The 11,853-nt window shown below is 62.9% G+C and carries 9 protein-coding genes; 3 read left to right on the top strand and 6 right to left on the bottom strand.

The annotated features are described in order from the left end of the window. Positions 1-332: 332 nt before the first annotated feature. From trxB to IC232_RS31665, 4 genes are all read right to left on the bottom strand, one after another. A complete protein-coding gene (gene trxB, locus IC232_RS31650) occupies positions 333-1,337 on the bottom strand; it encodes a thioredoxin-disulfide reductase (RefSeq protein ID WP_190848923.1) in 1,005 nt (334 codons plus the stop codon). An 85-nt stretch (positions 1,338-1,422) separates the two neighbouring features. After that, positions 1,423-1,560 (bottom strand): DUF1127 domain-containing protein, encoded by a 138-nt coding sequence (locus IC232_RS31655; RefSeq protein WP_190848924.1) that lies wholly within the window; start codon positions 1,558-1,560, stop codon positions 1,423-1,425. Positions 1,561-1,730: 170 nt separating this feature from the next. Further along, positions 1,731-2,948: a bifunctional alpha/beta hydrolase/OsmC family protein gene (locus tag IC232_RS31660; protein ID WP_190848925.1), complete on the bottom strand. Its 1,218-nt coding sequence runs from the start codon at positions 2,946-2,948 to the stop codon at positions 1,731-1,733. Between the two features lie 195 nt (positions 2,949-3,143). After that, positions 3,144-3,440 carry a hypothetical protein gene (locus IC232_RS31665; protein WP_190848926.1) on the bottom strand — a complete coding sequence of 99 codons (297 nt, stop codon included), beginning with the start codon at positions 3,438-3,440 and terminating at the stop codon, positions 3,144-3,146. Positions 3,441-4,029: 589 nt separating this feature from the next. On the opposite strand from IC232_RS31665, the gene IC232_RS31670 reads away from it, so the two are divergent. The 3 genes from IC232_RS31670 (at position 4,030) to IC232_RS31680 (ending at position 8,240) form a co-directional block, all read left to right on the top strand. Further along, positions 4,030-5,451 (top strand): APC family permease, encoded by a 1,422-nt coding sequence (locus tag IC232_RS31670; RefSeq protein WP_246812524.1) that lies wholly within the window; start codon positions 4,030-4,032, stop codon positions 5,449-5,451. Positions 5,452-5,610: 159 nt separating this feature from the next. Beyond that, positions 5,611-6,546 carry a YeeE/YedE thiosulfate transporter family protein gene (locus IC232_RS31675; RefSeq protein WP_190848927.1) on the top strand — a complete coding sequence of 312 codons (936 nt, stop codon included), beginning with the start codon at positions 5,611-5,613 and terminating at the stop codon, positions 6,544-6,546. A gap of 392 nt (positions 6,547-6,938) precedes the next feature. Next, a complete protein-coding gene (locus IC232_RS31680) occupies positions 6,939-8,240 on the top strand; it encodes a porin (RefSeq protein WP_190848928.1) in 1,302 nt (433 codons plus the stop codon). 29 nt (positions 8,241-8,269) lie between these two features. Here the strand turns inward: IC232_RS31680 and IC232_RS31685 are convergent, their stop codons facing one another. Both IC232_RS31685 and IC232_RS31690 read right to left on the bottom strand, forming a co-directional pair. After that, positions 8,270-9,646 carry an aldehyde dehydrogenase family protein gene (locus IC232_RS31685; protein ID WP_190848929.1) on the bottom strand — a complete coding sequence of 459 codons (1,377 nt, stop codon included), beginning with the start codon at positions 9,644-9,646 and terminating at the stop codon, positions 8,270-8,272. A gap of 26 nt (positions 9,647-9,672) precedes the next feature. Then, positions 9,673-11,313, bottom strand: coding sequence for an acetolactate synthase large subunit (locus tag IC232_RS31690; RefSeq protein ID WP_190848930.1), 1,641 nt, complete (start codon positions 11,311-11,313; stop codon positions 9,673-9,675). Between the last annotated feature and the right edge of the window lie 540 nt (positions 11,314-11,853).

Consider the following 11,853-nt stretch of genomic DNA (forward strand, 5'->3'; position numbering starts at 1 on the left):
CGCTGCGGAACTCCATGATCGCCCGCTCGACCAGGGTGGTGGCGGGATTGTCGGACAGGCTCAAGGTCACGCGCATCGCGGTTCAGTCCTCTGAATGAATCTTGCTGACGGTGAAAGCGACTAAAGCTTATGCGAACGTGCGGCACTCTTTATGTTTGAAGTTCGATTGCTCATTCGTTCAACAGCTCAATCCCGAAGCCCCTCAGGCCACATAGGACCGGCTCAACCTTGCGAGATTAAGGATCCACGCGGTGCCACTGGCTGGAGCGTATGGCTTTCGATCCCGTGTCCTCGCCCTTCTTCCTGCCGGCGCTTGGCTTCGCCATCCATCGTCAGGCCCCCGCGCCGACCATCTGCTCTTCACGCTTCTCGACTGAACGGGTGACCGGATCAAGGGAGTGCTCGGCCAGGAACTTATCGGCTTCCAAGGCCGCCATGCTCCCCATTCCGGCGGAGCTGATGGCCTGCCTGAACACCGGGTCGATCACATCGCCGGCCGCCATGCACCCGGGCACTGAGGTTTTCGTCGACCAGGAGCCGGCTTTGATGTAGCCGGCATCATCCATGTCGAGCTGCCCACGAAACAGCTTGGTGGCGGGATCGTGGCCGATGGCAACGAACAGTCCGTCCGTGGCGAGCTCCCGCGTCTCACCCGTGTTCACGTCACGGATCCGAACGCCAGTCACCGCCTTCACCGGCTCCTGCTTGCCCATCACCTCGTCGATGACGTGGTTCCAGATCACCTCGACATTCGGCTTGGCCAGGAGGCGGTCCTGCATGATAGGCTCCGCCCGCAGGCGATCACGGCGATGAATGATCGTGACTTTGGAAGCAAGGTTCGACAGGTAGAGGGCCTCCTCCGCGGCCGTGTTGCCACCTCCGACAACCACGACTTCCTTGCCGCGATAGAAGAAACCATCGCAGGTCGCGCAGGCCGAGACCCCGTACCCGTTGAAGATTTCCTCCGAGGGCAATCTGAGCCAGCGGGCTTGAGCTCCCGTTGCGATGATGAGGGCGTCAGCGATGTATCTATCGCCGGAGTCCCCCTCAGCCCGGAACGGACGTCTGGAGAGATCAACCGAGGTGATGGTGTCGTACACGAGATTGGTGCCGACATTCTCCGCCTGCTGTCGCATCTGCTCCATCAGCCATGGCCCTTGAACGGGCTCCGCGAACCCAGGGTAGTTCTCAACATCTGTCGTGATGGTGAGCTGGCCGCCCGGCTGAATGCCTGTCACCAGAAGCGGCTTGCGGTTGGCACGGGCAGCATAGATGGCGGCGGTGTAGCCGGCCGGTCCGGCCCCGATGATCAGGACCTCGGTGCGATGTGTGGTCATAGGGTAATCTCAACAATCCTAAAAAGAGGTCAGATGAATGCATCCGCCGGAAGGCACTGGAGCCGCTGTTGCTGCATGCGAGGCTCTAGGCGGCAGTGTCGATCTCGTAGCGGGAGATACCGAGGTCATCGAGCTCGCGGTCGGAGAAATGGGACAGCTCATGGACGGACTCACGGTAGCGCTGGACGGCATGGATCTTGGAAAGAACGAAGGCGATGAACATGGGAATTCTCCGTTTGAAGCCAAAGCAATGGCTTCTCTCAATGGTAGCAATCCTGCCAGCGGGCCGGGCTACAAAACAGGCCCAAGACTGAGTGAAGGGACTGTACCATCACCGTTCGATTGCAGAGGCGTATCCACCTCGTGCACAACAAGGTACTCTCGCGCCGGGCTTCAGGCATTCGCGGTTTCGACCTTCGTCAGGATATGAGAGCGAGCCTCAAGCGTCCGATGGACTGGGCATTTGTCGGCGATCTCCGCGATCTTGTCCGTGACCGCAGGCCCGGGATCCGTCTCGAAGGTGATCCGCCGCTCGAACTGATCGATCTTGCCGCTGCGCCCTTCTCCGCGGTCGTCGGCATGAACCTTGGCGTGCCGCACCTCGACAGTGAACGGCGGAAGCTGCCAGCCCTTGCGCTCGGCATACAGTTGCAGCGTCATCGACGTGCAGGCGCCGAGTCCCGCCGACACGAAGCCGTAAGGACTCAGTCCGCTGTCCAACCCGCCATAGCTCTCGGGCTCGTCGGCCAGCAGCCGATGCCGGCCCGCTTCGACGACCTGCTGGAAGCGGCCTTCGCCCGACGCACGCACGAGGATGCGATCGTGGTGGCCCGCCGGTTCTGCGCCCATCGGCTTTGACGGGTATTTGCCGAACCAGGCGCTAATAACCTCGGCGACGAAGATCGCATCTTCATGGCGGGTCAGGAGATGGTCGGCCCCGTCGAGGGAGATGAAGCTCTTCGGGTGCGAGGCCGCCTCGAAGATCCGCTTGGCATTCTCGATTCCGACAATCCGGTCGCCGGGAGCATGGAGGACGAGCAGGGGCCGTCCGAGATCGGGGATCTTGGCTTCGAGATGGGGCTGGCGCAGGTCGTCGAGAAACTGCCGCTGGATGGTGAAGCGACGTCCGGCGAGTTCCACCGCGGCCTCGCCGTGGCTTTCGATGGCGGGCACATGCGTACTGAAGTTGTGGATCACGTGCTCCGTATCGGCCGGGGCCCCGATCGTCACCACCGCCCGTACTTCGGGAAGGTCCGTAGCCACCGCCAGGACAGCGGCGCCCCCGAGCGAGTGGCCGATCAGGAGTTCGGCGGGACCGAAATGGCTCGCAAGATACTGAGCGGCTCGCCGGAGGTCCTCCACGTTCGAGGAGAAGTTGCTGTTGGCGAACTCCCCGCCCGAGGCCCCGAGACCAGTGAAGTCGAACCGCAGAACCGCAATGCCCCGCATGGCGAGCTCGGACGCGATCCGCCGGGAGGCGAAGAGGTCCTTCGAGCAGGTGAAGCAATGGGCAAAGATCGCGTACGACCGGATTGGGCCAGACGGGAGTTCGAGCCGGGCGGCAAGCGGATCTCCACTTGATCCCGGAAATTCTACCTTGAGGCTTTGCATCTTACTCTCCTGAGGTCGGCTGTGAATCAAGCCCATACCTCGGCGTCGTTGTTGAATGAGGCCGCCGTCCAGAACGCATCAGCGCAGAAACAGCGGCAGATAAAGCAGGATGATTGCAGAGATCAGCGCGATCATCGCGGCAATCGTTGCGCTCCGGGAGCTTTGGACAGGATTCCGATCCATGGCCCATCTCGCCTACAGGCAACCGATGCAGATCGTTCGGATGGCCCTGGCACTTCGTGTCTGGGCCCGTCGTTCGATCTCGGATTGAGGACCGATCTTCGCGGTGCCTGGATTGGGAACGGTCGCGCCAGTGCGGGCGACACTGCGGCCGCTTCGTTCCGCCTCCATCGACTGGGTGGATGACGGCGTGCGTTGGCTGTAGGTCAGCGATTGCGCCTGAGCCGTTGCGGCGAAACCCATCACGGCGGCGACAACACTGGCGGCGAGAAGGCTCCGTTTCAGACGACGGAGGGTAACGATTGGCGTCATGATGAACTCTCCCGATCACAGTGGTATGTTCCGGGCTTTGTCCCTGCCTGAAACGATACTAGTCTGTATCTAACACAGCATAACTATACTGATCTGTATCGTTTTGCAAGGCCCCGACATCAAAAATAGTCGTGAAGGGGATGATGAGGGTCACGAAGCGGGCTACGTGAGATGCCATCGCCGACTCTGGAAGGCGACCCCCTGCCGGAAGCAGAGCCATAAGGATACAGACTTGTATCGCATGAGCCTCTCGCCCAATGGCCTGCTGGAGTGAATCGGACGTTTGGCAGGGTGATGATAGTGGGGGCGTTCAATTGCTTCGGACGTTGTCAGGTGCGATTTCGCACCTGACACTCCGGTTACCAACCCTGACGTGACCGGTTCTTGTTTTTCTGCTTGCACTAAGAAACGCGGATTATTACTGCCCTTTTTAATGCATACCCGTCATCAGCGTTAGCTGGCGACAAGCGTCACGCGTCCAAATGCCAAGGCGCACTATGAGCAAACGCGGCGTGGGTGGTTCTTGTCCAGCCGATGGAAACGATTTGGCAGTCTCACCAATTGATCCGCCATAGGAAGGATTGTTCCGATGAGTGATCTGGCAACAGGCCGCGACCCATCTGGCAAGGTGGAGCTCGAACCCAGTCTTCACCGGGTGATGGGACCGGGACTGCTGCTGCTCTTCATCGTTGGCGACATTCTCGGCACCGGCATCTACGCACTCACCGGACAGGTGGCAAAACAGGTCGGCGGCGTCGTCTGGCTGCCGTTCCTCGTGGCCTTCGTCGTCGCGCTGATCACCGCCTTCAGCTATCTCGAACTTGTCACGAAATACCCCAGGGCCGCGGGTGCCGCCCTCTACACCCACAAGGCCTTCCGCATTCATTTCGTTACCTTCCTCGTGGCCTTTGCGGTGATGTGCTCAGGCATCACCTCGGCATCCACTGCGTCAAGGGCGTTCGCGGCCAACTTCTCGTCCGGCTTCGGCCTTGGGCTCGAAGGCTTCGGCATCACGCTCGTCGGTCTCGTCTTCATGGCACTTGTCGCGATCGTCAATTTCCGCGGCGTTGGCGAGAGCCTGAAGGTCAACGTGGTGCTCACCTGCATCGAACTCACAGGCTTGCTCATCATCATCGTCATTGGGTTCTGGGCCATCGGCGCGGGGCAGGGCGACGTGTCCCGTGCTCTCACCTTCGAACCGGCAGGCGATCGCGGCGTGTTCTGGTCCGTGATTGCGGCAACGACGCTGGCTTTCTTCGCCATGGTAGGCTTCGAGGACTCGGTAAACATGGTCGAGGAGAGCAAGGACCCCTCAAAGATCTTCCCGAAGGTGCTGCTGACTGGTCTTGTGATCACCGGCCTCATTTACATTCTCGTCTCGATTTCGGCGATCACTCTCGTCCCGGCCGCCGAACTCGGCGAGGGCGAGGCGCCGCTTCTCAAGGTGGTCTCAGCCGGCGCACCAGACTTCCCGCTTGGCGTCTTTGGACTTATCACCATGTTTGCGGTGGCCAACTCAGCGCTGATCAACATGCTGATGGCGAGCCGTCTCGTCTATGGCATGAGCCGCGAAGGCGTGCTCCCGCCCATCCTCGGCCGGGTGCATCGGAACCGGCGCACGCCTTACATCGCGATCGCCTTCACGTCGCTTCTGGCTTTTGGCCTGGTGACCTTCGTCGGCGCGGTGCCAGCGCTCGGCGGCACGACCGCACTCCTCCTTCTCGGTGTCTTCACCATCGTCAACGTTGCGGTTCTTGTGCTCCGGAAGGACAAAGTCGACCACGAGCACTTCAGAAGCCCGACGATCCTGCCGGTTCTCGGTGCGGTTTCGTGCGCCTTCTTGGTTGGCCCCTGGACCGGTCGTGCCCCAGTCCAATACGCCATTGCGGGCATTCTGCTGGCGATCGGCGTCGTGCTCTGGTTTGTGACCGTGCAGGTGATGCGCTCGCAGGGACTGAATCCGTCCAGGGAAGAACCTGCTCCGATGAGCCACTCCGGCCCAGTGAATTGAACACGTGGTGGCGTGGCGGTTTGGGGGATCGCCGCCGTTCCGAATGGAAGGCACTCAACATGAGTAGCCAACCCAAACCGATCGGTTCCTCGCCCGACCGCGTGGCGATGCCCAGCGCAATGCCGATTGCATCGGCGGCTGCCGCCTAACGGTCAACCGATGGCAACCCTCTCCATCCTGACTGCCGTAGCTGCGATCGGCCTTATGGGATTCGCGATCCAGCGCGGCGGAACCTGCACCGTCGCTGCGATAGAAGAGATTGTCGCTGAGCGGCGGTTCGGGCGACTAGCCGCATTGGTCGAGGCATCGCTCTGGGTCGGCGGCGGTCTCGTGCTGCTGAATGCGGCCAGCCTACTCCCGGTGATGCCGGTCGGTTATGCCGCCGGCTTCACCACCGTCGCCGGCGGCATGCTGCTCGGCATTGGTGCCTTCGTCAACCGCACCTGCGTGATTGGCACGATCGCGAGTCTCGGCTCGGGCGAGTGGGCCTATATCGCCACGCCGGTCGGCTTCTTTCTCGGCAGCCTGGCGGTCGTCCACCTGCCTGCCCCTGTGCGATTGGCCGAAACATCGAGCGTGCTTGAGGCATCGGCCTGGCTCGCGATCCTCTGCATTGTGCTTATCGCAGCTCGGCTGTTCACTCATGGCCGGACGATCCGGCGCAAGGGCATCACGCCGCTCGGCCATATTTGGTCACCGCATGTTGCGACGACGATCATCGGAATCACCTTTCTCGTGGCGTCCCTGACAGTGGGAAGTTGGACCTATACCGAGACGCTCGCCGGGATAGCGCACGGCATGACAGCCGACTTGGCGCCCAGGCTGCTGCTGTTCGCCGTGTTACTTGCAGGCGCGTTGCTCGGCGGCTGGACGGCAGGACGGATCAGGCACATCACGCCGAACGCAGCAAGCGTCGGGCGTTGCCTTGCGGGTGGCACGCTGATGGGGATCGGCGGTGCCCTGGTCCCCGGCGGCAACGACGCGCTGATCCTGGTCGGCATGCCGCTGCTCTGGCCCTATGCCTGGCTCGCGTTTGCCAGCATGTGCTGCGCGATCTACCTCGCGATCCGGCTTGCACGCCCGACGGCGCGGTGACCACCGCTTCAGGCCATGTTTTCGCCGTGATGTGAGGGATTGTGCACGCGGCCATAAAGGCCAAGCTTGGAATGGGTGGTCGCGATTGTTGATCGGATACGCCTTGAATGAAGAGAATTGTCTTACTTGTCGCCATGATCGGATCTGGCTTGGTCGTCGCTTCACCCACAATGGCTCAACCCGTACTTCAGCTTGGGATCGGCTCCAATGGAAGCCCCCGGATCGACATTAGCGATCCCGCATGAGAGAGGTATGAGCGCCGGGAGTATTGGCGTCAGCGCCGTGAGGCTGAACGAGCGGCCGCATTTAGTTCCTTATCAATCCGCATCGAACACAATGGCGCGATCCACAGATATGCTTGGCTGGGTCGTGCGAGAGACAAGGGAACCATCATGAGCGTGCTCCGAAAGATCCGCACCGGATCAGCCGCCTGTGCCGCGATCATCGGTGGGTGCCTTGTTCCGACAGGCTCCGAGGCGGCCGATCTGCCGACCAAGGGCGCGAACCTCGTTGAGTCCGTGCGCATCTGCTCCGCTCATGGCACCGGTTTCTTCGCCATTCCGGGGACTGACACCTGCCTGCGGATCGCGGGTCGGGCCCGGGGAGAGATCCGGTATCTGGAACCAGGCACCCGCGCCGACGACGCCGTTGGCTTCAGGGCCCGCAGCCGCATCGCCCTCGATGCCCGCACCCGGACCTCTTACGGCCTGCTGCGGGCCAAGACGCAATACGAGTTCACCCGCAACACGGGCAATTACGGGTCTGACACGTTCCGTCTTGATGAGGCCTACATCCAGTTCGGCGGCCTGACCGCAGGCCGTCTGGAGTCGTTCTTCGACTTCTACACCAACGACTACAACTTCGCGGATCTCATCGTCTCCGAAGTCATGAACAACGTTCTCGCCTACACCTTCAAGCTGGGTTCCGACCTCTCGGCAACGATTGCACTGGAGGACTCCATCGAGCGGCGGCAGTTCGCCGCCCCGAATGGACCAGACTTTCCCGGCCGGGAGTTCGGTCCGTCCGGCGCACGCGTTCCGGATCTCGTCGGGCAGTTGTTGTGGGAGCCGGATTGGGGCAAGGCCCAGCTCTCCGCGGCGGTGCACCAGATGCGGGGCACCAATCCTGTCCCCGGGCTCGATCCGGCTCCGTTCGTCGACACCGAGTACGGCTTTGCCGTGCAGGCAGGAGTCCAAGTCAAACTGCCCATGATCGCAGCAGGGGACGAGCTTTGGCTCCAGGCCGCCTATGCGGAAGGGGCGCTGAGCTATCTTGGCCTCGGCGACTCGTCGATCAAGGATCTCACGCTTGCTCAGACCGACGCTTATGTGGATGCCGCCGGAGCGGTGCGCCGGTCCCGGGGATGGGCCGCGACGGCCGTGTTCCTGCACTTCTGGACGCCACAGATCCGGCACGTGATGTTCGGCTCCTACGGGGTGGTCGAGTACCCGGCGAACAGCGTCGTGACCGCTCCGGCCGGCGGCACCCTCGGGTTCCCGGACACGGCCGAGTGGCGGATCGGCAGCAATCTCGGCTGGATCCCGGTGAGCGGCCTCTATGTTGGGGTCGAGGCGCTCTATCGCCGTGTCGACCCGCGCGGCCGGGTGTTCGAGGGCAACGATCCGGCATCAGGCCGCCTGATCAACGCCGAGGACGCGCTTGAAGCCCGCTTTCGGGTTCAGCGGGATTTTTGAGAGCAAACCCGTCATTGGTGGCGCTCATCTCACGTCCTGAAGACCATCATCTTCTCTGCGGTCATTTCCTTCATCGTCCACGGGATGCCGCCGATGCCAAGCCCGGATTGGTGCCGTCCCGCGAACGGCATCCAGTCGGTGCGGAACGCCGTGTGGTCGTTGATCATCACCGCCGAGGCGTCAACCCGCTCGGCTGCCTCGAACGCCGTCCGCAGGTTCTCGGTGAAGATGCTGGCCTGGAAGGCCACCGGCAGCGAATTGGCGGCCGTGATCGCCTCGTCGAGTTGGGTGAACGGATAGATGCCGGTGGTCGGGCCGAACACCTCGAGCGTCGAGACCTTGGCCTCCCGCGGCGGGTCGATCAGGATCGACGGCCGCAGCGTGGTGTTGCTGAGACGCCCACCACCGATCACGCGGGCACCGCCCGCGACAGCCTCCTCGATCCAGGAGGAAACCCGATCGGCTTCGCGCGGCGCGATGAGTGGACCGACCGCTGTATCGGCGAGGACCGGGTCGCCGACCTGGAGAGCCTCCACCCGCGCGGCGAAGCGGTCGATGAACTCGCGCTGGAGATCTGCGTGCACATAGATGCGCTGGGTCGACACGCAGACCTGGCCGGCATGGTAGTAGCCGCCCTTCGTCAAGGGCTCTATGATGCGGTCGAGATCGGCACTGCGGTCGATGATCGCCGGCGCGACGCCGCCATGTTCCAGGGCGCAGCGCGTGCCGGGCGCCAGCTTCGAGCGCAGGTACCAGCCGACCCGACTCGAGCCGATGAAGCTGAGGAAGGCAACACGGGGGTCGGATGCGAGCGCCTCGGCAAGGTCATTGGTCTCCGGCAGAAAGGTCTGAACCCAGCCGGCCGGCAGTCCAGCCTCCTGGACGAGAGCCACGAAGTCGATGCAGGAGAGCGGCGTTGCCGAGGCCGGCTTGACGATCACCGGACAGCCGACCGCGATCGCGGGCACAACCTGGTGGACGATCAGGTTCAGCGGGTGATTGAAGGCGGAGATGGCCGCGACCACACCGATCGGCTCATGGATGGTGAAGGCCCGGCGGTCGACGCTCGCCCGCGTTAGTCCCATCGGGATCTCCTGGCCGCCCGCGACACGCAGCACGTCGGCGGCGTTCCGTACTCCATCAATGGCACGGTCGGACTCGACCAACGCGTCCGTCAACGGCTTGCCGCCCTCCTGGGCGATCTGACGCCCGAGGTGCTCGCGCCTGCCCTCCATCAGCACGGCCAGCCTGCGAAGGATCTCAATCCGCTCGTACGGCTTCAGCCAAGCGCCGCGATCCTTGAACAGCCGTCTTGCGGTTGCGAGCTTCTCCTCAAGCGCCGCCGCATCATCACTGTCGAGGCGGGTGATCGGAACGCGATCGAATGCCTGCACAACCTCGATCATCCTGACCTCCACTCTTCTGGGACTGGTCACGTCTTCTGGGCCTGATCCCGCAACTCCTCGACGAGAACCCGCATGTTCTCCGTGTAGTCTACCGGCACGGTGACGAGATGGATACCGCCGTCGGTGAAGGCGGCCTCCAGCGTCGTTACAAGGTCATCCGGACTGTCCACCTGGCTGCCCTTGACGCCATAGGCCTTGGCGTAGGTCACGAAGTCGGGATTGCCGAAGGTCAGGCCGAAGTCGGAATACCCGTCCACGGCCTGTTTCCAGCGGATCATCCCATAGGCGTTATCCTGCAGGATCAGCACCACCAAGTTGAGCCCGAGACGCGCCGCCGTTTCCAGCTCCTGCGAGTTCATCATGAACCCCCCGTCGCCGCACACCGCGAGGACTCGGCGGTCGGGGTAGAGCATCGCCGCCATCATGGCCGAAGGCAGGCCGGCCCCCATGGTGGCGAGCGCGTTGTCGAGCAGCAGCGTGTTCGCCACGTGGGTGCGGTAGTTGCGGGCGAACCAGATCTTGTACATGCCGTTGTCGAGGCAGACGATGCCTTCCTCCGGCATCACTGTCCGGACGTCATGCACGATGCGCTGCGGGGTCAGCGGGTAGCGGCTTTCCTCCGCCCGATCAGCGATCCGGGCCAGGATCTCCTCGCGCAGGCCAAGCAGCGCCCCCGCCTTGGGCAGCTGGCCCTCGAGACGATCCGCCAGCAGCCCGAGGCTCGGCCCGACATCGCCCACCAGTTCGGCGTGCGGGAAGAACACCTCCTCGACCGTCGCCGGCAGATAGCCCACATGCAGGACGATCGGTCCCTTCGGCCCCATTAGGAAGGGCGGCTTTTCCACCGTGTCATGGCCGATCGCGACGATCAGATCGGCGCGGTCGATCGCCCGGTGCACGTAGTCACGCTCCGAGAGGGCGGCGGTGCCCATGTACAGCCCGGAGCCGCCCGCCACCGCTCCCTTGCCCATTTGCGTGTTGAAGAACGGGATCTGCAGGCGCCGCACGAACTCCGACAGTGCCGCGGCCAGGCGCGGCCGGCTTGCGGCCGCCCCCAGCATCACTAAGGGCCGCTCGGCCTTGAGGATCAGTGCGGCCGCGCGATCGAGAGCCTCTGGGGGAGCAACGGGCGGATCGATAGGATGGGGCTGCACCAGCGGGATCGCGCCAACGGGTTCAGCGGCGATGTCCTCCGGCAGCTCGAGAAGCACCGGTCCCGGCCGCTCCTGCTGGGCCACCCGAAAGGCCTCTCGCACAATCGTCGGGATGGTTGCCGGGCTGACAATTTGGCGAGCCATCTTGGTCAGCGGCATCATGGTCGCGACCATGTCCACGATCTGGAACCGCGCCTGTTTCCGGCTCAGGATCCCCTTCTGGCCCGTGATCATGACCATCGGCATGGCGCCAAGCAGGGCATAGGCGGCGCCGGTGGCGAAGTTGAGTGCGCCGGGACCAAGGGTGGCCAGGCAGACCCCTGGCATGCCGCTCAACCGGCCATGGGTCGCCGCCATGAAGGCGGCCGCCTGCTCGTGGCGGGTCAGCACCAGCTGGATGGAAGAGCGTCGCAGCGCCTCGACCACGTCGAGGTTCTCTTCTCCGGGCACCCCGAAGATCTGCTGCACGCCTTCGTTCTCCAGTGCGGATACAAGCAGTTCAGCGCCGTTCATGGATGCGTTCCTCAAACTGACTTGATGACCACGGGAATACGAGGATACGTCTCGCACCGGCACAGATCTCCGCTCATTGCGGTGTCGATGTTCTCATCACTTGGATCCGCGTGTCGAGGAATAGGAAACAACCAGTACTTTGGCCATTGGGAGCCCCCCTGAGGTGACGAGATCGACATCACTGGACACAGCCGGGAGGAACCCTGCCACGGTGGGGTCTGGAAGATCGTCATGGTATCCACCATCCACCAGATGGTAGGTCAGGGTCGGAACAACGACAGTTCACGAATTGCGTCGAGTCGCCTGAACTTGCGGCAATCTAGAGCGCCAGGCATGAACCTCGACCATGATTGTGATAGGGAATAGCAACACCTGCTCCGTCCTCATGGTGGCTCGGGATGGCAACAGGAGAACTGGTCATGCTCCGAGACTGGGGCTCTAAGCGGTGCGTTCAGCGCCATTCCCCCACATCTCGCCGCTGCGACAATCGAAACAGGTCTTTTAATGGCGATCGATATTCTCATGCCCGCCCTCTCGCCC

Source organism: Microvirga sp., from assembly GCF_014699075.1.
In the GTDB taxonomy this organism is placed as follows: domain Bacteria; phylum Pseudomonadota; class Alphaproteobacteria; order Rhizobiales; family Beijerinckiaceae; genus Microvirga.